We start from the raw sequence: 21237 nt of genomic DNA on the forward strand, positions 1-21237 counted from the left end.
GCCGGCGGGGCGGGAGACACCTACGGGAATCAGAGGTCGTTCGGCCCGTCGACCGTACGGAACGGGACGCGGAGCAGATCGGCCGCGGCCTTGAGGTCCTTGGCGCGATGGCCGGTGCACAGCGTCCAGTGATGACCGATGCCGGTCGCCGACCAGGCGTCGGTCCACTCGCCGGGGTCGAAGCCGAAGTCGACCCGTGAGGTGGTGTTGCCGATCTCCAGCAGCGGCCCGGGTACGACCCGGCCCTCGGAGGCGACGAAGACGAAGGTCCCGTCGGCTTCCTGCCCGATACCGAACGTGGTGACCGGACCATGCCGGACGTCGAATTCCACGCTCACGCCCCAGCCGCGCTTGCCGTGGTAGACACCCAGCCCGCGCAGCAGCGGATCCTTGGCACTGATGGCGAGGTGGGCGGGGCCGTCGTGACCCATCTCCACGACCTGGTCCCGGAAATTGAGGGCCTGGAGTTCGGTGAAGGAGCCACCGGCGCCGATGGTGTCGGCGATCAGCATGGCGAGGCTGGTGCGCAGTTCGTACTCACCGGCCATCGGGATGCCACGTGCGGTCAACAGCGACGCGCCGAGGATCATGCCGGCGCCGAGCCGTTCGTGCATCTCGCCCTCCAGACCGCGGTGGTAGTAGGCGAGACTGTCGAGTGCGAAGTCGTCGACGAGCCGGTCCAGCCCGACCGAAACCCGGGCGGCCCACGCGAGATCGTCCTCGTCGACCGAGTCGTCGAGTGTGAAGACCGTACGGGCGAGCGCAATGCGTTCGGCGGCCGCCTCGTCCGTCACGGCGGCGACCCGGACCCGAAGGTCGTCGAACTCGAGAACTTCGACATGCCCGCCGAACTGGGTGGAGACCAACGTCAGGTCGGTGGAGACGTCGAGCATGCCGGGGTAGAGGTGACCCATCAGACCGTGTCGGCCGTGCCGGAGCGTGCCGCGGACCTGTGCGGCACGGATCCAGCGGCGGATCCGGTTCCACGCGTTCTCGTCGCGCAGATGGCCCGAGACGGAGCGGAAGGGGATGCCGCCGCGCCGGAACACATTGGCGACCTCCGGCAGCGGGCACTGCCCGCAGTACGCCAGCCACTTGCCCGTATCGGTGTCCGGGTGGTCCATCGCTTCGGTCGGCTGGAGGTCGATGACCAGTACCGGAGCGTGTGCGCGCTGGGCGATCGGCAGGACCATCGAGGCGGTCAGATACGTCGTCAGAAACGTCACGACGATGTCGCAGTCGGCCGAACGCAGCCGTTCCGCGGCCTTCGCGGCCTCCTGCGGATCGGAGATGAAGCCGGCGTCGACCACCTCGCAGCCCATCTCTTCGAACCGCCCGGTCACGAAGCGGGCCGACTGACGCAGCCGGTCGAGCAGACCGGGGAACTGCGGCCAGTACGCGCCGAGTCCGCCGGACACCAGACCGATCCTGGTACGGCGACGCGTGGTGCGGGTGAGCACACTGTCGAGCGCGGCGGGCGAGACATCAGTCATGAGCTTCCTTCCTTCGGTTCTGTCGAGGGCCGAACGGACTCAGGGCTGTTCCAGCCGCGCGGCGGCCCGGTCCCAGGCCCGCCGGTCCCCCTGCGGGGCGTAGTGGCGCAATTCCTGCGTCCGTGCCACCAGTTGTCGCATGTCCGTGAGGCCCCCCACCAGACCCCGGGCACGCGCCTGCACCAGGATGTTGCCGAGCGCGGTCGCCTCGGCCGGGCCGGCCGTGACGGGAAGCCCCGTGGCATCCGCGGTCCACTGGCACAGGAGCTCATTGCGCGAACCCCCGCCGACCACATGGACCCGGCTCGGCTCCCGCCCCGCGAGACCGGCTGCCTCTCGCAGCGTCCTGCGATGGGCCAGCGCAAGGCTCTCCAGCACACACCGGACATAGCCACCGGGGCTGCCGGGCGGCACCTGCCCGGTCCGTACGAGCTGGGCGTCGATCCGCGACGGCATGTCACCCGGTGCGAGGAACGCCTCGTCGTCGGGATCGATCACCGCGGCGAACGGCCGGGCACGGGCCGCCGCCGCGAGCAGTGCGGGCAGACCCGGATCCTCGCCCCGCCGGTCCCAGGTCCGTCGGCACTCCTCCAGCAGCCACATCCCCATGATGTTGCGGAGATAGCGGACGGTGCCGTCCACCCCGCGCTCGTTGGTGAAGTTCGCCGCACGGGACTCCTCCGTCAGTACCGGAGCCGGCAGTTCGAGCCCGGCAAGCGACCATGTCCCGCAGGACACATAGGCGAACCCGGGCTCGGTCGCGGGCACCGCCGCGACCGCCGACGCCGTGTCGTGCGAGGCGACGGCGGTCACCGGCGTACCGGCCGGCAGACCCGTGTACTCGGCGACGTGCGACAGGATCGTCCCCGCCGGATCACCCGGCTCACGCAGCGGTGGGAACATGGAACGCTCCAGACCCAGCCTGCCGATCAGCGCATCGGACCATCCGCCGGCCGAAGCGTCGAACAGACCCGTCGTCGACGCATTGGTGATCTCCGCTCCCACCGAGCCCGTCAGCCAGTGGGTCAGCAGATCGGGCATCAGCAGTATCGTCCGCGCCGCACCCCACTGGGCACTCGCACGGTGCGCGGCCAGCTGGAACACGGTGTTGAACGGCAGATGCTGCAACCCGCCGACGGCATACAGCTCCTGCGGCCCGCACACCGCCAGCACCTGCTCGGACGCCCTTCCGTTCCGGGTGTCGCGGTAGTGGAAGGGCAGCCCGAGCAGGGCCCCGTCGGCATCGAGAAGGCCGTAGTCGACCGCCCACGTATCGATCCCGATCGACGCGACCGGACCGCTGCGCGCCGCGGTCCGCAGACCGTCCAGCATTCCCTGGTACAGCGCGAGCACGTCCCACCGCAGCCCGTCCGGCAACCGGATGGGCTCATTGGAGAACCGGTGCACCTCGGTCAGCCGGAGCTTCTCGGGCCCGGCCAGGCCGGTGATCACCCGGCCGCTGGTGGCACCGAGATCCACGGCGGCGAAGGCCGCTTCGCTGCGTGACATCACAGACATCGACCCCTCGTCCGGTCATCGGAGGAAGGCCGCGGCCACGCCGGCATCGACGGGAACATGCAGCCCGGTCGTGTGCGTGAGGTCGCCGCCGGTCAGCGCGAAGACGGCGTTGGCCACATGCTCCGGGAGCACCTCGCGCTTGAGGAGCGTCCGCTGGGCGTAGAACTCGCCGAGCTCCTCCTCCTCGATGCCGTACGTCGCCGCGCGCTGAGCTCCCCAGCCGCCGGCGAAGATCCCCGAACCCCGCACCACGCCGTCGGGGTTGATGCCGTTGACGCGGATGCCGTGCTCACCCAGCTCGGCCGCCAGCAGCCGCACCTGGTGCGCCTGATCGGCCTTGGTGGCCGAGTAGGCGATGTTGTCCGGACCCGCGAACACCGCGTTCTTCGACGCGATGTAGACGATGTCGCCTCCGAGGTTCTGCGTCCGCATCATCCGGGCGGCCTCGCGCGAGACCAGGAACGAACCGCGCGCCATGATGTCGTGCTGAAGATCCCAGTCCGCGGCCGTCGTCTCCAGCAGTGGCTTGGAGATGGAGATCCCGGCGTTGTTCACCACGAGATCCACACCGCCGAACGCCAGCGCGGCGGCCCGGAAGGCGTCGGTGATCTGCTCCTCACTGGTGACATCGGCCGTCACGGCGACGGCCCTGTCCGGCCCGCCGAGTTCCTGCGCCACCGAGGCGGCGTTCGCCGTGTCGATGTCCGCGACGACGACACAGGCCCCCTCCGCGACCAGCCGGTGCGCGATGGCCCTGCCGATGCCGGACCCCGCGCCCGTGACCAGCGCCACCCGGGTGGCCAGCGGCTTGGCCTTCGGCATCCGGCGCAGCTTGGCCTCCTCCAGATCCCAGTACTCGATCCGGAACTTCTCGGACTCCTCGATCGGCGCGTAGGAGGAGACGGCCTCGGCACCGCGCATCACATTGATGGCGTTGAGGTAGAACTCCCCGGCGACCCTGGCCGTCTGCTTGTCCTTGCCGAAGGAGAACATGCCGACCCCGGGCACCAGCACGATCGCCGGGTCCGCACCGCGCATCGCGGGGGAGTCGGGCGAGGCATGACGTTCGTAGTACGCGCGATACGCCTCCCGGTACTCCCGGTGCAGCTCCTTCAGCCGCGCCGCCGCCACGTCCAGCGGGGCGTCCGAGGGCAGGTCGAGGACCAGCGGCCTGACCTTCGTACGGAGGAAGTGGTCCGGGCAGGAGGTGCCCAGAGCGGCGAGCCGTGGGTGTCCGGTGCGGGCGAGGAAGTCCAGCACCGGCTCGGTGTCGGTGAAGTGGCCCACCTGCGGACGGTCGGTTGAGGCCAGTCCGCGGATCAGCGGGGCGAGGGCGGCAGCCCGCTCGCGGCGCCGCTCCTCGGGAAGCGGTGCCCGGCCCGCCCATTCGGGACCGAAGGGTTCGGCCCCGCCGCGTTCCTTGAGGAAGGTCTCGGCGGTGCGGATCATCCAGAGGGCATTGCGCTCGCACTCCTCGGACGTCTCGCCCCAGGCTGTGATGCCATGCCCGCCGAGGATCACCCCGACGGCCTGCGGGCTGGCCTCCTTGACCGCCGCGATGTCCAGACCGAGCTGGAACCCCGGCCTGCGCCAGCCCACCCAGGCCACCTTGTCGCCGAAACACTCCGCGGTCAGCTTCTCGCCGTCGGCGGCGCACGCCAGCGCGATCCCCGAGTCCGGATGGAGATGGTCGACGTGAGCGGCCCCGACCAGGGCGTGCATCGCCGTGTCGATGGACGGCGCCGCACCGCCCTTGCCGTGCAGACAGTAGTCGAAGGCCGACACCATCTCGTCCTCGCGCTCCACTCCCGGGTACACGTCCTTGAGAGCGCGCACCCGGTCCAGGCGCAGCACGGCGAGCCCGGCCTCGGTGAGCGTGCCGAGATCACCACCGGAACCCTTGACCCACAGCAGTTCGGTGCCGCCACCGGTGACCGGGTCGGTGCCGGTGGCCTTGACCGATGCGTTGCCACCGGCGTAGTTGGTGTTCCGGGCGTCGGAACCGATCCGGTGGGCGCGTCCCAGGAGCGCGGCGACTTCGGAATGCGTCGCGGAGGCCATGAGTTTCCTTCGTGGTCGGGGGTCGGTCTGAACCGGTCGATGGTCGTACGGGGGAGTGGCGGACAGGCTCAGGCGCCCCAGCCGGCCTGCTCGCCGCCGACCCGGGCGGTGGCGATCCGCTCCTGGTTGCCCGAGGCCAGATAGGCGGCGAACGGATCCCTCGCCAGCCCGAGTTCCTCCCGCACCTCGGCCAGCAGCGGACGTACATCGGTGTTGTACGCGTCCATCAGCGCGCCGTTGGCGGCCAGTACGTCGCCGGACCGCTGCGCCGCGCTCAGCGCCTCCACGTCGACCAGCAGGGCCTTCGCGGTCGCTTCCTGCACATTGGCGACCGACCGGATCACGGCCGGGATCTTCGCCTCGATGTTGTGGCACTGGTCGAGCATGAAGTTGACGTTCGTCTCGGGCTTCAGGCCGCCGTTCCTGACCACTTCGTGCATGATCCGGAACAACTGGAACGGGTCGGCGGCCCCGGCCATCAGATCGTCGTCCGCGTAGAACCGGGAGTTGAAGTCGAACGCGCCGAGCTTTCCCCCGCGCAGCAGACTGGCCACGATGAACTCGATGTTGGTGCCGGGCGCGTGGTGCCCGGTGTCCACGACCACCTGGGCCTTCGGGCCGAGCCTCAGGCAGTGCGCGTACGCCGTACCCCAGTCGGGAACGTCGGTCGCGTAGAACGCGGGCTCGAAGAGCTTGTACTCCAGCAGCATCCGCTGGTCGTCGCCCAGCCGCTCGTACACCTCGGCCAGCGCCTCGGCGAGCCGGTCCTGACGGGCCGTGATGTCGTCCTGCCCGGGGTAGTTCGTGCCGTCGGAGAACCAGAGCTTCAGATCGGGAGACCTGGTCTCGTCCATGATGCCGACGCACTCCAGCAGATGGTCGATGGCCTTTCGGCGCACCTTCGGGTCGGGATGGGTGACCGAACCGAGCTTGTAGTCGTCGTCCTGGAAGACGTTGGAGTTGATCGCCCCGATCCGCAGCCCGAGGCCCTCGGCGTGCCGCGTGAGCGCGGAGTAGTCCTCGACCCTGTCCCACGGAATGTGCAGGGACACCTTCGGCGCCACACCCGTGAACGCGTGCACCTGGGCCGCGTCCTCCATCTTCTCGAACGGGTCGCGCGGCACACCCGGTTGCGCGAACACCTTGAAACGCGTCCCGGAGTTCCCGTACCCCCATGAGGGCGTCTCGATGACCTGGGACTTCAGAGCTGCCTTGACGGCCGACACATCAGACATGAACACCTCGTAGCAGGGCCATCCAGCGACCGGAGACCGCCCCCGGGCCTGTGAATCGTTTCATATCTACGTACGCTAGGTTTGTCACGAGCTCCCAGTCAAGGAGCCGGTCGGGTCCTCCTGGAGTTTTGAATCAATTCATCGCGCCGCGCTCCGGTCCGCCCCGAGGTGCCCCACCTCCCCGGCCTGACCGGCCCGTTCGGCGCATGGTGGCGCCCGGAAGGCGAGGCTCAGCGGCCGCCGCCGGACATGCTCGGCCGCAGCGAGCTCACGAGGTCGAAGAACCGGGCCTCGTTGCCGCAGAGGCCGGCTCGCTGAAGCGCGCTGTCGGCCTCGGCGATCGGCGAGGCGAGCAACGGCACGTACAACGGGCCGTCTTCGGGATCCCCGAGCGCGGCGCGAGTGGCCTCCAGCAGTCGGACATACGCCTGGGCCGCGGCGAGTTCGGCATTGCGCATCTCAGCATCTCCCGGTCAGAGGTGTCGGACCCACCAGCATCCACCATGGGTCTGACAACGCCCGCCGACGGAGGCGCGGGAGCGCCCCTCATCCGCCGTCCGGTCTCCGTGCGCCGGTCGGTGGTTCGACCTCCAGGAATCTTCGGCGCCGCGCTCCTCGGTACAGCAGAACCGTCCAGCCCAACTCCCGCAGCACCGCCGCGCACCGGGCCAGCTCCTCTTCCTCCGAGCGGGCCGCCCCGCTGCCGGGCGGACCGAGCCACTCGACGCGCACACCGCCCGGTACCTCGCCCTGCTGCAAGCGGTAACCGGTCGCCGTTCGCAGGCCCGATCCGTCAACGGCCGAGGGGGCAAGCCCCGACGCTTCAAGGGCGATGGCGACCGCTCGCACCGGCCGGAGCGTCTCCCACCGCGCGGGTACACCCTGCGGGTCGGCGTGTCCGGTGTTCGTCAGCCGACGGATCTGCAGCATTCCCGCGAACGCCGTCCGCACGGAAGCGGTGCGTCCCGCGTCCGGCACCGCAGCCGTCGGGCCGTCCCCGGTGGCCGGTTCGAACCCGGCCCCGTCCTCGGTTTCCATCGTCCGTGGCCACCTCCCACTACAAAGATGTACTGACCGTCATCATTGCGCGCGGAGGCCGGGAGCGGGTCGGATCCCCCTGTTGCAGCGCGTGGGGGAACTGACCGAGCGTTGTCCCGCGGCCATCGGCCCGCGATCGATCCATCCGGATGATGATCATGAAATTGACGCGAACTGGTGAGGGATTTAGATAGGGTCGACCGTCCGACAGTCCCATACCCAGAGGATCCACGCACCGTGCCCGACAACGTCGTAGGCCCCGGCCCCGATCGTGCCGCGCTGCGCGCCGACTGCGCGAACTGCTTCGGGCTGTGCTGCGTGGCACTGACCCTGACGCGGTCCGCGGACTTCGCGATGGACAAGGACGCCGGGAAGCCCTGCCGGAACCTCCAGGAGGACTTCCGCTGCGGCATACACACCGAGCTGCGTACCCGGGGCTTTCCCGGCTGCACCGTGTACGACTGCTTCGGGGCGGGCCAGAAGGTTTCCGGCGAGACCTTCGACGGGCAGGACTGGCGCGGTGCCCCGCGGACCGCCCAGCAGATGTTCCAGGTGTTCCCGGTCATGCGGCAGCTCCATGAACTGCTCTGGTACCTCACGGAAGCGCTGTCCCTGGAACCGGCGCGGTCCCTCCACGACGAGATCCGACGCACCCTCGACGAGACCGAACGCCTCACGCACCTCCCGGCGGACGCGTTCCGCGAACTGGACGTGGCCGGGCACCGCGATGTCGTGGCCGAGCTGCTGCTCCGCGCCGGCGCGCTGGTACGGGCGACGGCACCGCGGAAGAAGAAGCGCGACCACCGGGGCGCCGACCTCATAGGAGCCAGGCTCAGGGGCGCCGATCTGAGGGGCGCCGACATGCGCGGCGCGTATCTGATAGCAGCGGACCTCACCGGTGCCGATCTGCGCCTGGCCGACCTGATCGGCGCTGACTTCCGGGACGCGGACCTGTCCGGAGCCGACCTCACATCGAGCCTCTTCCTCACCCAGGCACAGCTCAACGCCGCCAGGGGCGACGCGGCGACGAAGCTCCCTCCGTCCCTCGGCCGCCCCGCGCACTGGGACGGGTGAACCCGGCCCCGGAGGCGGCCGCCGACGGACGAACCGGTCCGTGCCACTGACGGCCGTGGACCGCCGATGCCGCACCGTGCCGAATCGGCCGGTGCGTCGGGGCACTGTGGACGTGTCCGGTTCGTTGCACAGTGTGGCGTACCCGGAACGCCGCAGACGACCGGACCGAGGAGTCCCGCACATGCCCAGCAGTACCGACCGCAGCCGCACCGAACCGAATCGCACGGACGGGAACCGCACCCGTCTGGTCGAGCGCCTGATGGAGCAGTTCCCGCACGTGCCCCGGGAAGCCGTCATCAAGGAGGACCTGCTGCGCGGCGGCCTGGCGTTCGACGAGTCCGCGCTCAGCGACAACGAGGGCGGTGACGTCAAGCCGAAGTCCTACTTCATCTTCTCCTTCGACCACGGCACCCTCCCAGAGCTGGGCGCGGCCGCCTTGCGCCGCCCGCCGGAGGAGATCGTCCTCACCGGCGGTCCGTACGACCTGCGCAGGACCGTCGTGTCCGTCCGCGTCAACCCGGCGTCCCCGTACCGTGTCGCGGCCGACGGGGACGGTGTGCTCGGGCTGTATCTCGACGGCCGTCGGATCTCCGACGTGGGCCTCCCGCCCATGCCGGACTACTACCGGCACACCCTGGAGAACGGCAAGTCCGTGATGGAGGTGGCACCCACCATCCAGTGGGGATACCTCATCTATCTGACGGTCTTCCGGGTCTGCCAGTACTTCGGGGCGAAGGAGGAGTGCCAGTACTGCGACATCAACCACAACTGGCGCCAGCACAAGGCGGCGGGACGCCCGTACACCGGGGTGAAGCCGGTCGAGGAGGTCCTGGAGGCGCTCGCCATCATCGACAAGTACGACACGGCGAAGACCTCCACCGCCTACACCCTCACCGGCGGGGCCATCACCTCCCACATCGGCGGCCGCGACGAGGCCGATTTCTACGGCCAGTACGCCAAGGCCATCGAGGAGCGCTTCCCCGGCCGCTGGATCGGCAAGGTCGTAGCCCAGGCCCTGCCCAAGGCCGACGTGCAGCGTTTCCACGACTACGGCGTGCAGATCTACCACCCCAACTACGAGGTGTGGGACCGCCGGCTGTTCGAGCTCTACTGCCCGGGCAAGGAACGCTACGTCGGCCGTGACGAGTGGCACCGCCGCATCCTGGACTCCGCCGAGGTCTTCGGCCCCCGCAATGTCATCCCCAACTTCGTGGCAGGCGTGGAGATGGCCGAGCCCTTCGGCTTCACCACGGTGGACGAAGCCATCGCGTCCACCACCGAGGGGCTGCGGTTCTTCATGTCGCACGGCATCACGCCGCGGTTCACCACCTGGTGCCCGGAGCCCACCACCCCGCTCGGGAAGACCAACCCGGACGGGGCGCCGCTCGAATACCACATCCGCCTGCTGGATGCCTATCGCGCGACCATGGAGGAGTACGGTCTCAGCTCGCCCCCCGGCTACGGTCCGCCCGGACCCGGACGCGCGGTCTTCTCCGTCAGCTCGTTCATGGACAGTCTTCCGGCCCGTCCGGACGACGCCCCCTAGTTCAGGTCCGGCCGCTGGACCCGGCGGCCGCCGGTTCACGCACGACGCGCGCGAACCCCCGCACCAGGCGCTGTCCGTGCCGTCGACCCAGGCGAGCACGGTCCGCGGGGGCTCGGCATCGGTCAGCGGCACCCAGGTGAGATCGGGCCGGTCGTAGTACCTGGCCATGCTCATCGGCGCGAAACAGACGGCGGAACCCTCCGCCACCTGCTCCAGCATCTCCTCGACGTTGTCGTTGGTCGGCCCCCCCTGGGACTCGATCCGCCCGGGCGGGGGTTGACCGCCCACCAGTCCACCCACTCGCGCGGCGCGCGCTCGGTCCACATCAACGGCTCGTCGGCGACGTCGAGCACGGAGGTCCCGTCGCGTCCCGCGAGCGCATGCCCCAACGGCATTCCCACGACGCGCGGCTCCGTATGCACGAGCTCCGAGCGGAGGCCGGTCAGGTCATTGGGCAACCAGACGCAAGCCACGTCGACCAGCCCTTCGCGCAGAGCCGCGGCCTACCACCCCCAGTCGTATCGCCTGGGCACCACTCGCACCCCGGGATGGCGCCGTGCGAACTCGGCCCGTGACCGGGTGGTGAGTTCACCCGCACCGCTTGCCCCGAAGCCCACTCGCGGTACACCCGTCTCACCGCGGCGGTGCCGCTCGCCGCGGTCGTCGCCGATACGGTGCTCTGGCACGGGCGTATCGATGTCTTCGTCGACAACGCGGGCCGCGGCCTGGCCGGGGCGGTCGAGGAGACCACCGACCAGCAACTGCGGGACCTGATGAACCGGATTCGCCGGGGGAGGGGCGCTCCGGCAGACCGCCGCGATGCCGGCGTACGAGGCGATCGTCGGCCCCGTACGGACGGGCCTGCCCGACTCGGACGGAAAAGCAGGAGGGCGACCCCGGCAAGGCCGCGGCGGCCATCCTCACCGCCCTCGCCACCGAGGACCCGCCCCTGCGACTGCCGCTCGGCAACGACGCGACCGACGCGATCCAGGCCCACCTCGAAGCGGCCCGTGCCGAGACACTCGCATGGGGGAAGGTAAGCCGGAGCACCGTCTTCGACGGCTGAGGAGCACGGCCGGCCGCAACGTCCCGGGCCGGCCAGACGGTGACCGAGCGCCGGGGGCGGCGAGAGCGGCCGGCCGTTCCCCGGCGCCGGCGAACCTCAGGCGCGCCACTCGGCGGTGCGCTCGGGGGATGCCTCGGCGAGTGCCTTGCGAATGGCCTCCACGTCGCCCTGATGCCCGTAAACAGGCGTACCGGGCTGCTGACGCCAGGACTCGTCGAGTCCCCCCGCGTCCACGGTGTCAAAGCCCAGCTCGTCGATGAGATCGCGCACGACCTGCTTGGCCGCCGCATCGTCACCGGCGACCGGAAGCGCCTGACGGCCGTGACTTCCCGCGGGGAGCCCGTTGGAGAGGATGTCCTGGGCGTACGTCCCGTTGAACGCCTTGATCACCGGGTGGCCGATCTGCTCCTCGGTCCACCGGCTCTCGGGCTTGCCGTCCTCGATCGCGGCGATGCGGCCGTCGCGCTGCTGCGGGTAGTAGTTGCCCGTGTCGATGACCGCGACCCCGTCCGCGGCACCGTCGATCAACCCGGCGGGCAGGTCGGGGACGGCCTTGAGGGGGACGGTGACGACGACGACCTGGGCTCCTCGAGCCGCCTGAGAGGCGTTGACCGCCGTGGCTCCGGTCTCGTCGGCGAGCGCGGCGAGCGTCTGCGGGCCACGCGAATTGGCGATGGACACCTCGTGGCCCAGCGCGGTGAGGCGCCGGGCGAGGTTTCCGCCGATGTTGCCCGCTCCGATGATGCCGATCTTCATGGATCCGACCTTCCGACGGCGACTGCGGTACGTGATGTGGTCTCGCGGGTTCATCAACTAGCCGTTTCCGGGCTGTATTCCTGGCAATGGCAAAACGGTTCGCCTGTTCATCCGAAGGATGGGAACGACCGGCTGCGGGCACCTACAGGAAGACGACCGAAGCACTCATCCCACGTGAAGGCGGTGCCCATGCTCCATGGCGTCGATGTCAGTTCCCATCAGTCGTCCTTCGACACGGACGGACTGGACTTCGTCCTCATCAAGGCCACCGAGGGCCGTTCGTACATCAATCCGCATCTCTCGGCGCAAGTGAAACGCGCGAGGGACGCGGAGTGCGTGGTCGGCTTCTACCACTTCCTCTGGCCGGGGAACATCACGGCTCAGGCCGAGTATTTCGTGAGCAAGGCCCCGGAGAAGGCGGGCGATCTGCTCGCCGTGGACTGGGAGGAGAACGGCGAAGGCACCCGGGCCGGCAACGCGGAGAAGGACCAGTTCATCCGTGAGGTCAAGCGTCTGCGGCCGCACCACAAGGTTCTGCTGTACTGCAACCGCTACTTCTGGCTGAACCACGACACCACGTCGTACGCGGGTGACGGTCTCTGGATCGCCGACTACGTGACCGCCGGAAAGCCCAGGATCGAAGCCTCCTGGCGTATCCATCAGTACACCGACCACCCGCTCGACAAGGACGTCGCCGACTTCTCCTCACGGGCCGCCATGCGCAACTGGGCCGGGGGGTAGCCGTCGCGGGACCGTACGCGGCGGCGGGGCGGCCCCGCTCGGGAGAGGCGTGACCGGGCCGTAGCGGCGGGCAGAGCATCCGACGTCCCCGCTCATCAGCAGGTGCCGGTGCCGGTGCCCGTGGCCGAGGTGTGCGCCGATCAATAGGTGAAAACGGATGATGGGTGCGCGCCTAAGATGGTCGACGATGTGCGCGACCCCGCCCAGCCTCCTGGGACTCACTACATACTTGCTGTCCAAGACCGGCAAAGCGGCGCGGAGCCGGCTGGCGGCGCGACTTGCCGAGCGCGACATGCGGATCTGGCACCTGGCCGTGCTGTCGGCGCTCATCGACTTCGGCCCCATGCGCAACGGGAACTGGCATCCCGGCTCGGGATCGACCGGAGCGACATCGTCAAGATCGTGGACGACCTCGCGCTGGCCGGTCTCGTCGACCGGGCCCGGGACACCGGAGACCGCCGCCGGGTGACCGTCACGCCCACCTCGGCCGGCCGCGCGGTGTTCGCAGAGCTCCAGGACGAGGCGCTGAGCGTGCAGAAGACACTGCTCGCCCCACTGACCGCGCGCGAACGAGTCCAGCTGGCAGCGCTGTTGAGCCGCGTCCACGCCCACGTCCACGGCGGCCCCGAAGAGTCGAAGCCAGGTCACTGACCGATTCCCTGGGCTCGGTGCGGCACACTTCTCGGGTGACCACAGCCGCGGCTCAGCCGCCTCGCGACCGCGCACTCGGGCGCGGAATCACCACCCTCATTCCGCAGGCCGCCACGGCCACCCCGGCCGAACAGGCAGCGGCCGTGCTGACAGCGATGCAGAGCGTTCCGGTGCGTGTGGGTGTCCTCCAGGCGGCCGTGGTGCTCCTGGAGGAGCGAGTGCGCGCGACGCAGGACGACGCGGAACGCGCGGCCGCCGCCACGACGGTCGCCATGCTGCGCAGCGCGATCGGCCGGGCCGGCTGACGGGGTCGGAGCCGGTCGGAGTCGATCGGTACAGGCCGGGTCGGGTCCGGGAGCTGATAGGTGTGGACGGAGCCGAGCCCGGGAGTTGATCAGTTCAGCTCGTCGAGGGCTTGATCGCAGGCCTCGGGATGGTTCCGCCAGTACCGCCAACCACGCTCGTGGGACAGGACACTGGCGAGTGCCTCCGCCGGGCCGAGACGCCGAGGTCCGGCGATCTCGCGTACGACCACGACGGCCGCCTTCAGCCCGTCCCACCCGCCCTCGGCCAGAAACCCGAGTACGGCGGCAGGATCCTCTGAGGCTGCGGCGCGCGTGGACTCCACCAGCGGTTGCAGCCACCGGGCCCACCGCCGGTACTGGTCCGATACATCCGAGTCCGCCACGTCCGGTCGCTCCGCCGTCTCCAGCAGCGGCGCCAGCGCCCGCGTGAGACGTTCGCAGTAGCTCGTCGCGCTCTCCGTGACCCACGGGTGTTCAGTGGTGAAGTGCTCCCAATCGCTCACCCCCAATTCGTGGAGCCACCAGGCGCCGGCGGGCCGCAGTCCCTCGGTCCCGCCGAGAACGAAGGCTTCCCGCACCAGCTCGTAACTCGGCAGGGTACGTTCTGCGAGCAGCACGGCGTCGTACAGATCCTTGCCCTGCGGATACGCGTCGGTGATCAGCCACAGCAACTTCCAGGCGAGCGACAGCTCCGGCGACACCGCCTGCACCCGGCAGCCCGGTCCGTCTCCCAGTGGCTGAAGCTCGGTGAGCACGGCGGCAGAGGGCAGGGCATCGTTGAACACCACGTCGAGCTGTACGGTCCCGCCGGGCACTCCGTCCGCCGTCCACGGCAGCAGCATGCGCCGGCCCGGAACCCGGTCGTACGTCCAGATGTCCTCGGTCACCAGGCCCGCCGCATCGATCCGTACCGAGCCATGGGCGGCGGCCGCAGCTGCCGCGTCCCGGGCGATCGCGTCGAAGAGACCCGTGGCACGGGGGTCGTCCATGCCCCAGTCCCGGGGCACGAAGAGGAAGTCCAGATCCCCCGGATCACGGGCGGCTTCTCCGAACCACGTGGCCATCAACACGCTGCCACGCAGCACCAGATGGTCACCCCACGGGCCGTCCGCGACGGACGCTAGCACCGTGTCCAGTACGGTGCGCCGCGCCCGATGCCAGGCCCGCCCCACCTCTTCCCGGGCATCGCCGAAGAGCGGTTCTCCGGACCGGTAGGCATTGGCGAACTGCTTCAGAGCGGGCTCGAAGATCAGTGGATGATTCATGCCGTCAGGTGCGGGCAGCAACGTGTCCGGAACGTCTGACCTGCGCCGCGTCTCCTCGTCGAGGGGCGCATGCGGGACCTGCGAGGTCTCCGTCCACAACCTGCTCCAGGCAGTGGATCCGTCGGCGGAAGATGTCATGGTGAGGCTCCTGCGGGAGGGCGCGCTGCATTTCGCGGTGGTGGACGCTGAGGCATCGGGCACGCACGGTCATCCGACGCGAGCATAGGTCTCCGCACCGGGTTCGAGAGCGGCGGGTCCGGGCCTGATGGGCAGGAGCGTCCGCAACGGCAAGCGCCTGCCGTCCATCGATCCATGGGCGTGCGTTCATTGGCATGGACCTGATAACGCTGCTGCGTTAAAGTCCGTTGCGGCACACTCTGAGAGCGCTCTCAGATCTGAGCTCTCGGACGCCTGCTGTTCCTCCCCACGATTCCGGAACAACAGAAGGGCCACTGCCTTGAGATATATGAACGCGCTGCGAACTAGCCTGGCTGCCACACTGGTCGTCGGAGCCTGGGCGACTGTGGGACTTGCCTCCGGCCAGGCATCCGCCGTCACCGTGGACTCGTCTTCCGCAGCACCACCTCGCTCCACGGCCGGGCAAGAGCCGGCGTCCGCAGGACTGCTCGCCGCCATGCGGCGAGACCTCGGCCTGACAGAAAGCCAGGCCAGGACGCGACTGGCCGCGGAGAAGACGGCAACCGCCTTACAGGACAAGGCGCGACGGGCCGCCGGTTCCTCCTACGCCGGTTCCTGGTTCGATCCGGCCACGGGCAGGCTCGCCGTGGCGGTGACCGACGGCCGGAAGTCGGCAGCCGTACGCGTCTTGGGAGCATCTTCCCGGCTGGTGCGCCACAGCGCACCGCAGCTCGACGCGACCAAGGCCCGGATCGACGGACTGGCGGCACCGGCAGGTGTCAGCAGCTGGCACGTGGACCCGAAGGCCAACCGCGTCGTGATCGACGTTGTCGCTTCGGCAGCGCATGACAACGATGTCCGCACCTTCGTCGAGCGGGCCCGCAGGGCCGGGCCCGTACTGGTGAAGCAGACTCCGGAAGGGCCCAGAACCTTCGCTGCCGGAACCGTGGGCGGCGATCCCTACTACACGGGCAACGTCCGGTGTTCCATCGGTTTCTCCGTCCACGGTGGCTTCGTCACGGCAGGCCATTGCGGACAGACGGGCGCCGCGGTCAGCGGATGGGACCGTTCGGCCATCGGCAACTTCCAGGGGTCGTCCTTCCCCGGCGACGACTATGCCTGGGTCAGCGTCGGCAACGGCTGGTGGACCGTCCCCGTCGTACTCGGCTGGGGCACCGTCTCGGACCAGTTGGTGCGGGGCTCCGCAGAGGCACCCATCGGCGCCTCGATATGCCGCTCCGGCTCCACGAGCCACTGGCACTGCGGCAACGTGCTGGCCACGAACGAGACGGTGAACTACAGCCAGGGCGCGGTTCACCAGATGACCAAGACGAGCGTCTGCGCCGAGCGGGGAGATTCGGGTGGCTCGTTCATCAGTGGGGACCAGGCCCAGGGAGTCACGTCCGGCGGCTGGGGCAACTGCACCAGCGGCGGGGAGACCTGGCACCAGCCGATCAACGAGATCCTGAACCGGTACGGGCTGACACTGCACACAGCCTGACGTCACGCAGGGCGGGCTCGACCCGAGCCGCCCGGTCCCACCGTGAGGGCCTGCCGCGCGGCACGACCGTATTCGCTCGGATGCGGCAGGCCCTTCACGCGGGGCAACCCGGCAGACCGGAACCCTCATGGTCGTCGGGTTCCGCAGTGGGACGGGCCGGCCTGAGGTCCGCGGCCCGGCCGCCAGCGGTGGCTGCCGGATCGGTCCACGGACCGGCTTCGACAACTGGGTAGCCGAGCGGCCGACGGCGGAGCTGATCGAGCCGTTCACCTTTCTGGTCGGCGCGGACGGCGTGCTTCGGCCGGCGCCGCGACCTGAGCGCTGTCCCGGGGCAGCGCCCTTCTCCGCGGTCAAGAAACCGCTTCGCCGGACGGAAAATCCGGCGAACCGAGAGGACTGCTCGACTACGGTCGCTGGGGGAGGTAGACGCGTGTCCTGGCCATCTGTGATCATTCTCGTCCCTGCGAAGCGACGCCCGTCGTTCGAAGGGCGCCTCCGTACTCTTGAGCTCGTGCCGGACCCCGTGACGGGTGACGAAAGGTTGCACCGGCACGGGCACTCGTACTGCATCGACCTCTCGGGTGGGATCCTGGCGGACTATGAGCCGGACGAGATCGAGCAGGTGACGACCCGGATCGGGGAACCGTACGCGGTCTGCGTGTCGTGCCGGTCCATGGACGCGGCCCGCGCTTTCCTCCGCGACGTCCTGCCCGGTGTCGACGGCCTTGTCGACACCGATCACTTCGAGATCCTGCGGGCGAGCGAGTTCCTCACGCTGGTGGACAGTCACCCCGGATGGGACTGGCGTCGCCAAGCAAGTACGGACCTCCAGTAGATCGGCTCGAATCCATGTCACGGCAGAGTCCTGAAGAAGCGTTTGCGACTGCCCTCACACCCACGACGACCGATTGGATGGCGGAGGACCAACGCATGGCCCGTGGGCGGCGCTCCTACGAGTGCGACTCCCTGCCCGCGAGGCAGGTCGCTTCCCGGCCGCAACTGTCCGAGGCGGAGATCCGCGAAGCGGAGGCGGAGTTGGGCATCGTGTTCCCGGACCAGTACCGGGAGTACTTGCTCCGGCAGAGCGCCGGTGGTGCGGTGAACCCGCTGTGCCGATCCGCGGTGGTCTGGGGCTGGCATGGGGACTCAAGCACCAACTACCACTTGCTCACCACTGACTTCCCGCATCCCGACTCCTACCGCGCTTACGAGGATGAGCTGGACGCACGTGAGCCGCAGGTGCCGGACTTTCCGGATCACGACGCCTACCAGGCGGCGTGGGAGCAGTGGGACGCCGAGTACGGGGTGTTCCAGGAGCGCAGGACCGCCGGCGCTGTATTCATCCAGGAGAACGGCTGTGGCTTCTCGACCCTGCTCGTTGTCACCGGTCCGCACCGGGGCTCACTGTGGTTCGACGGCCGGGCCACCTGCGACCGGATCCTTCCTCTGAACCTGGACGGTCACCCCGTGTCGTTCACGGACTGGTTCGCCCCACGTGCACGGCTACCTGACGATGGCCGACGACCTCCTGCGGGACATCACGACGTACGACCAGTCGTCCGACCGGGGCGAAGGCGACATGATCTCCACCACGGGCGACATCGACCGCCTGCTCGTCGCGCTGTTTTTCGGCGAACTGCTTCCTCCGGATCTGCTCCGGCTGATGTTCACCCGGCCGTCGGCCGATGTGCGGATGCTCGATGGGTCTCCCGCCCATTACAGCCCGGGATTGCAACAGGCCACCGTCAACGGCACCACGCTCTGGGGCAAGACCAGGGAGACGTACGGGTACAAGAACGCCGCCTTCTCCACTCGTGACCAGCGGCGTCGCTTCGTACTCGCTCACCAGCCGACGACCCCACGCAACGGCGAGGAGACCCAGATGGTCGTCAGGGTCGCCGACCTGCTCACCCGTAATTCCTGACTCGTGACTCATGGCCTGTGACCCGTGAGCCCGGCACCGGCGCTCGGGACGTGGCCCAGCACCCGCCGCTTCCTCCCCGTCTGTATGGTCAGTTGATCAAGGGACGTCAGCACGCGGCAACGGTCCGCGAGGCTGCCGGTCCGGCGCACGGGTTTGATGCGCCGGAGCAGATGGGGAGTTGTGATGAGCGTGGGATCCGTACTTCGCCAGTCGAATGCCGAGGGCATGAGAGCCATTCCCGCCGGGGAGATCATTCTGCGTGACGAAGGCACTCGGACGGACTGGAAGGTGGAGGTCGGTGCGTTCCGCCTGGCGCCGTATCCCGTCACCCGCGAGCTGTACCACGCGGTTCGGGGCGAGGCGCCCGTGAGTTCGGCCGGTCCGCGTACACCGGTGGCCGAGATCTCGTGGAACGACGCTGTCCGGTTCTGCAACCTGCTCTCGCAGGAGGAGGGGCTCCGTCCCTGCTACTCGACGGGCGACGACCCCGACGGGCTGGACGTGGTCTGCGACTGGCGGGCCGACGGCTATCGCCTTCCGTCGGAGGCGGAATGGGAGTACGCGTGCCGAGCCGGAACCTCCGGCGTTCGCTACGGGGACCTGGACGAGATCGCCTGGTACTACGGGAACTCCGGCGGCGAGGTGCACGACGTCGCGAACAGGGCGCCGAACGCCTGGGGCCTCCATGACATGATCGGCAACGTGTGGGAGTGGTGCTGGGACCTCTACGACCCCGAGGTCTACGGCCCGTACCGCGTATTCCGTGGCGGGGGCGGATTCGACCGGCCCCGAAGCTGCCGGGCGTCGTGCCGCCGCAAGAGCCATCCGACCTTCCGCATCGACGACCTGGGGTTCCGGCTCGCGCGAACGGTGTGAGCCGGTGGGGAGAAGGCCGCCTCCGGAAGCGTTGCGGCCCCCCGGCACATCACCGCGGCCGAAGAACAGCCGAGCCTACGGGGCCGGCGTCGGTGTCGCATCGAGGCCGCGGGCGAGGAGCGTGACCGGCTCCTCGCCCGCGGCCGGCACGACGGAGGTGAGCGCGATGGCGCCGCCCACGAAGCCGGGGACGAGCGCCAGCAGAATGGCAGCCGCCGGCCGGGCGGCCGTACTGCCCGCGTCGGTGACCACGTTGCCATCGGTTGGGGGGCCACCGATCATGGCTGTTGCGATGCGCTCCTTCTCGTCGATGGCCATTGCATCGCGCTCGGCGAGATCGGGCTCGAAGTCGAGCCTCCCGGCCGGGATCGCACCGCCAGTGACGCGCCGCAGCAGCCCGGTCCGGTCGAGACTCTTCAGGTCACGCCGCACGGTCTCGGCGGTGAACCTGGACTCTCTCAGCCGGCGACAGTACGTCGACCGGCCGCTCTCGTGGGCCTGAACGGACATCTGGCCCCGCGGCCGGCCAGGTCGACGAACGACGCGCAGCGCGTGCACCCCTTGCCTCTTGCCCCGGCCCCCTGCTCCCCACTCCTTGATCCTGCCCCGGCACCGTTCGCCATGTCAGTGAGTCTCTGTAGGGTGCGTCGCGTGAGTGACACGTATGAGCTGGCGGTATCGGTCGATCTGCGGGACGAGCTCTCCGAGCCGGAGCTGGCCGAACTGCGCTGGCACCTGGGAATCGGGCCGCAGCCGACGAGCCTGTCGATCGTGACCGAGTTCCCGCTCGTGGTGGAGGACGAGGCGGGCGAACCGGTGGTCGAGGACGAACCTCGTCCACTGCTTGCCGGCAGTGGTGCCGCCTGGCGGGTCGGTGGTGTGCTCGGGTCGGCGCTGGTGGGCCGCGTGGACCTGCCGCGGAAGGGCTGGTCGCTGACCTCCCGGCAGGAAATCCACCCCGACGAGTTCGAAAAGGTCGGCGAGCTGCTCCGCTGGCTTGCTGCGCGCGTGCAAGACACCCACCGGCAGGTGGACGATGTCGTTTCGATCGGCCACTTGAGGTTCAACGAATCCTTGATACCGGAAGTGATCGGGGTCGCGAACGGGCAGATCGTGTGGCCGGACCAGCAGTCCGCTCCGTAAATCGCGTAGCCGCCGGCCACCGGTCCGGCATAGCTTCTGCCTCATGGCTGACGAGTGCTTCGCCCATCCCCGGCTCGCCGCGATCTACGACGCGCTCGAACCTGATCGGGGCGATCTGGACGCCTACGTCCGTCTCGCCGAGCAGATCGGGGCGCGCCAGGTCCTGGACATCGGCTGCGGTACAGGAGTGTTCGCCCTTCTGCTGGCCGACCGCGGCATCGAGGTCGTGGGTGTCGATCCGGCCACCGCGGCCATCGATGTGGCCCGGGGCAATCCGGGCAGTGAAAGGGTGCGCTGGATCTCCGGTGATGCGACAGCACTTCCGCCACTGCAGGTCGACCTCGCGACCATGACGGCGAACGTCGCCCAGGCCATCGTCGACCCACGGGAGTGGCGGACGACCCTGCAAAGGGCGTACGAAGCGCTGCGTCCCGGCGGAACCCTTGTGTTCGAGACCCGGGATCCGGCCAGGCGTGCCTGGGAGGAGTGGAATCGCGAAGCCTCGTACGTCGTGACCGAGATACCGGGAGTCGGTGGGGTCGAGAGCTGGGTCCAACTGCTCGAAGTGTGCGGGCCGCTGGTGACCTTCCGCTGGACCTATGTGTTTGCCGCGGACGGGCAGGTACTGACATCGGATTCGACGTTGCGATTCCGCGAGCGGTGGGAGGTCGAGACGGAGCTGGCCGCACAGGGCTTCGTGGTCCAGGACGTCCGCGACGCCCCTGACCGCCCGGGACGCGAGTTCGTCTTCGTCGCCCGGCGCCCCGGGGACGATGGCTGACCACCTGCATACTGCGCGGGAGATCGCGGCGCTCGAAACACAATTCGGATTCCCGCACCATCTGCAGCTGAGGGCACTTCTTAAGCGGCACAACGGCGTCGTCGAACATCAGGCGATGGTGCGTT

At 69.2% G+C, this 21237-nt stretch carries 20 protein-coding genes and 2 pseudogenes; 12 read left to right on the forward strand and 10 right to left on the reverse strand.

The window, feature by feature from the left end; all coding sequences use genetic code 11:
* Nucleotides 1–29 precede the first annotated feature (29 nt).
* From ACIRJP_RS22590 to ACIRJP_RS22615, 6 genes are all read right to left on the reverse strand, one after another.
* Nucleotides 30–1493 (reverse strand): arabinose isomerase, encoded by a 1464-nt coding sequence (locus ACIRJP_RS22590; protein WP_404176939.1) that lies wholly within the window; start codon nucleotides 1491–1493, stop codon nucleotides 30–32.
* A 39-nt stretch (nucleotides 1494–1532) separates the two neighbouring features.
* Nucleotides 1533–3011: a rhamnulokinase family protein gene (locus tag ACIRJP_RS22595; protein ID WP_404176942.1), complete on the reverse strand. Its 1479-nt coding sequence runs from the start codon at nucleotides 3009–3011 to the stop codon at nucleotides 1533–1535.
* A gap of 15 nt (nucleotides 3012–3026) precedes the next feature.
* A complete protein-coding gene (locus ACIRJP_RS22600) occupies nucleotides 3027–5072 on the reverse strand; it encodes a bifunctional aldolase/short-chain dehydrogenase (protein ID WP_404176945.1) in 2046 nt (681 codons plus the stop codon).
* Between the two features lie 68 nt (nucleotides 5073–5140).
* Nucleotides 5141–6307: an L-rhamnose isomerase gene (gene rhaI / locus ACIRJP_RS22605; protein WP_404176947.1), complete on the reverse strand. Its 1167-nt coding sequence runs from the start codon at nucleotides 6305–6307 to the stop codon at nucleotides 5141–5143.
* A 230-nt stretch (nucleotides 6308–6537) separates the two neighbouring features.
* A complete protein-coding gene (locus ACIRJP_RS22610; protein WP_404176949.1) occupies nucleotides 6538–6765 on the reverse strand; it encodes a hypothetical protein in 228 nt (75 codons plus the stop codon).
* Nucleotides 6766–6853: 88 nt separating this feature from the next.
* Nucleotides 6854–7345: a hypothetical protein gene (locus tag ACIRJP_RS22615; RefSeq protein ID WP_404176951.1), complete on the reverse strand. Its 492-nt coding sequence runs from the start codon at nucleotides 7343–7345 to the stop codon at nucleotides 6854–6856.
* A gap of 237 nt (nucleotides 7346–7582) precedes the next feature.
* On the opposite strand from ACIRJP_RS22615, the gene ACIRJP_RS22620 reads away from it, so the two are divergent.
* Complete coding sequence (locus ACIRJP_RS22620; RefSeq protein ID WP_404176954.1) at nucleotides 7583–8419, forward strand: pentapeptide repeat-containing protein; 837 nt, start codon at nucleotides 7583–7585, stop codon at nucleotides 8417–8419.
* A 181-nt stretch (nucleotides 8420–8600) separates the two neighbouring features.
* The gene (locus tag ACIRJP_RS22625) at nucleotides 8601–9965 is read left to right on the forward strand and encodes a radical SAM protein (protein WP_404176957.1); all 1365 of its coding nucleotides are present in this window, start codon (nucleotides 8601–8603) and stop codon (nucleotides 9963–9965) included.
* 170 nt (nucleotides 9966–10135) lie between these two features.
* On the opposite strand, the gene ACIRJP_RS22630 is transcribed toward ACIRJP_RS22625, so the two are convergent.
* Together ACIRJP_RS22630 and ACIRJP_RS22635 are read right to left on the reverse strand one after the other, a co-directional pair.
* Nucleotides 10136–10438: a hypothetical protein gene (locus ACIRJP_RS22630; protein ID WP_404176960.1), complete on the reverse strand. Its 303-nt coding sequence runs from the start codon at nucleotides 10436–10438 to the stop codon at nucleotides 10136–10138.
* A 689-nt stretch (nucleotides 10439–11127) separates the two neighbouring features.
* Entirely contained in the window at nucleotides 11128–11841 is a 714-nt protein-coding gene (locus ACIRJP_RS22635; RefSeq protein ID WP_404176963.1) for an NADPH-dependent F420 reductase, read from the reverse strand.
* 135 nt (nucleotides 11842–11976) lie between these two features.
* On the opposite strand from ACIRJP_RS22635, the gene ACIRJP_RS22640 reads away from it, so the two are divergent.
* The 3 genes from ACIRJP_RS22640 to ACIRJP_RS22650 all read left to right on the forward strand — a co-directional run bounded on the left by ACIRJP_RS22640 (nucleotide 11977) and on the right by ACIRJP_RS22650 (nucleotide 13484).
* Nucleotides 11977–12528 (forward strand): glycoside hydrolase family 25 protein, encoded by a 552-nt coding sequence (locus ACIRJP_RS22640; RefSeq protein ID WP_404176966.1) that lies wholly within the window; start codon nucleotides 11977–11979, stop codon nucleotides 12526–12528.
* A 177-nt stretch (nucleotides 12529–12705) separates the two neighbouring features.
* Nucleotides 12706–13179 (forward strand): MarR family winged helix-turn-helix transcriptional regulator, encoded by a 474-nt coding sequence (locus tag ACIRJP_RS22645; protein WP_404176968.1) that lies wholly within the window; start codon nucleotides 12706–12708, stop codon nucleotides 13177–13179.
* Between the two features lie 35 nt (nucleotides 13180–13214).
* Nucleotides 13215–13484 carry a hypothetical protein gene (locus ACIRJP_RS22650; RefSeq protein ID WP_259934195.1) on the forward strand — a complete coding sequence of 90 codons (270 nt, stop codon included), beginning with the start codon at nucleotides 13215–13217 and terminating at the stop codon, nucleotides 13482–13484.
* 89 nt (nucleotides 13485–13573) lie between these two features.
* Here ACIRJP_RS22650 and ACIRJP_RS22655 read toward each other — a convergent pair whose 3' ends face one another.
* Nucleotides 13574–14887 carry a nucleotidyl transferase AbiEii/AbiGii toxin family protein gene (locus ACIRJP_RS22655; RefSeq protein ID WP_404176971.1) on the reverse strand — a complete coding sequence of 438 codons (1314 nt, stop codon included), beginning with the start codon at nucleotides 14885–14887 and terminating at the stop codon, nucleotides 13574–13576.
* Nucleotides 14888–15215: 328 nt separating this feature from the next.
* Between ACIRJP_RS22655 and ACIRJP_RS22660 the strand changes: the two genes are divergently transcribed.
* From ACIRJP_RS22660 to ACIRJP_RS22680, 5 genes and pseudogenes are all read left to right on the forward strand, one after another.
* Nucleotides 15216–16388: a S1 family peptidase gene (locus tag ACIRJP_RS22660; protein WP_404176974.1), complete on the forward strand. Its 1173-nt coding sequence runs from the start codon at nucleotides 15216–15218 to the stop codon at nucleotides 16386–16388.
* Between the two features lie 511 nt (nucleotides 16389–16899).
* Nucleotides 16900–17223, forward strand: coding sequence for a hypothetical protein (locus ACIRJP_RS22665; RefSeq protein ID WP_404176977.1), 324 nt, complete (start codon nucleotides 16900–16902; stop codon nucleotides 17221–17223).
* A 95-nt stretch (nucleotides 17224–17318) separates the two neighbouring features.
* A pseudogene (locus ACIRJP_RS22670) lies at nucleotides 17319–17783 on the forward strand (SMI1/KNR4 family protein); the annotation flags it as partial.
* Between the two features lie 100 nt (nucleotides 17784–17883).
* Nucleotides 17884–18312 carry a hypothetical protein gene (locus ACIRJP_RS22675; RefSeq protein ID WP_404177119.1) on the forward strand — a complete coding sequence of 143 codons (429 nt, stop codon included), beginning with the start codon at nucleotides 17884–17886 and terminating at the stop codon, nucleotides 18310–18312.
* 225 nt (nucleotides 18313–18537) lie between these two features.
* Nucleotides 18538–19188: a formylglycine-generating enzyme family protein gene (locus ACIRJP_RS22680; protein ID WP_404176980.1), complete on the forward strand. Its 651-nt coding sequence runs from the start codon at nucleotides 18538–18540 to the stop codon at nucleotides 19186–19188.
* A gap of 204 nt (nucleotides 19189–19392) precedes the next feature.
* On the opposite strand, the pseudogene ACIRJP_RS22685 reads toward ACIRJP_RS22680, so the two are convergent.
* A pseudogene (locus tag ACIRJP_RS22685) lies at nucleotides 19393–19698 on the reverse strand (DeoR family transcriptional regulator); the annotation flags it as partial.
* 141 nt (nucleotides 19699–19839) lie between these two features.
* Here ACIRJP_RS22685 and ACIRJP_RS22690 point away from each other — a divergent pair.
* Together ACIRJP_RS22690 and ACIRJP_RS22695 are read left to right on the forward strand one after the other, a co-directional pair.
* Nucleotides 19840–20331, forward strand: coding sequence for a hypothetical protein (locus ACIRJP_RS22690; protein ID WP_404176983.1), 492 nt, complete (start codon nucleotides 19840–19842; stop codon nucleotides 20329–20331).
* A 43-nt stretch (nucleotides 20332–20374) separates the two neighbouring features.
* Nucleotides 20375–21112, forward strand: a complete 738-nt coding sequence (locus tag ACIRJP_RS22695) for a class I SAM-dependent methyltransferase (protein ID WP_404176986.1) — start codon at nucleotides 20375–20377, stop codon at nucleotides 21110–21112.
* The last annotated feature ends 125 nt before the right edge of the window (nucleotides 21113–21237 follow it).

The sequence above is a fragment of the Streptomyces sp. NPDC102437 genome, from assembly GCF_044765565.1.
GTDB lineage: Bacteria > Actinomycetota > Actinomycetes > Streptomycetales > Streptomycetaceae > Streptomyces.

Coding starts and splice junctions, on each gene's coding strand:
- ACIRJP_RS22640 (WP_404176966.1), top strand. CDS start 11,977: ATGCTCCATGGCGTCGATGTCAGTTCCCATCAGTCGTCCTTCGACACG.
- ACIRJP_RS22600 (WP_404176945.1), bottom strand. CDS start 5,072: ATGGCCTCCGCGACGCATTCCGAAGTCGCCGCGCTCCTGGGACGCGCC.
- ACIRJP_RS22610 (WP_404176949.1), bottom strand. CDS start 6,765: ATGCGCAATGCCGAACTCGCCGCGGCCCAGGCGTATGTCCGACTGCTG.
- ACIRJP_RS22660 (WP_404176974.1), top strand. CDS start 15,216: ATGAACGCGCTGCGAACTAGCCTGGCTGCCACACTGGTCGTCGGAGCC.
- ACIRJP_RS22645 (WP_404176968.1), top strand. CDS start 12,706: ATGGTCGACGATGTGCGCGACCCCGCCCAGCCTCCTGGGACTCACTAC.
- ACIRJP_RS22655 (WP_404176971.1), bottom strand. CDS start 14,887: ATGACATCTTCCGCCGACGGATCCACTGCCTGGAGCAGGTTGTGGACG.
- ACIRJP_RS22595 (WP_404176942.1), bottom strand. CDS start 3,011: ATGTCTGTGATGTCACGCAGCGAAGCGGCCTTCGCCGCCGTGGATCTC.
- ACIRJP_RS22695 (WP_404176986.1), top strand. CDS start 20,375: ATGGCTGACGAGTGCTTCGCCCATCCCCGGCTCGCCGCGATCTACGAC.
- ACIRJP_RS22590 (WP_404176939.1), bottom strand. CDS start 1,493: ATGACTGATGTCTCGCCCGCCGCGCTCGACAGTGTGCTCACCCGCACC.
- ACIRJP_RS22680 (WP_404176980.1), top strand. CDS start 18,538: ATGAGAGCCATTCCCGCCGGGGAGATCATTCTGCGTGACGAAGGCACT.
- ACIRJP_RS22625 (WP_404176957.1), top strand. CDS start 8,601: ATGCCCAGCAGTACCGACCGCAGCCGCACCGAACCGAATCGCACGGAC.
- rhaI (WP_404176947.1), bottom strand. CDS start 6,307: ATGTCTGATGTGTCGGCCGTCAAGGCAGCTCTGAAGTCCCAGGTCATC.
- ACIRJP_RS22635 (WP_404176963.1), bottom strand. CDS start 11,841: ATGAACCCGCGAGACCACATCACGTACCGCAGTCGCCGTCGGAAGGTC.
- ACIRJP_RS22615 (WP_404176951.1), bottom strand. CDS start 7,345: ATGGAAACCGAGGACGGGGCCGGGTTCGAACCGGCCACCGGGGACGGC.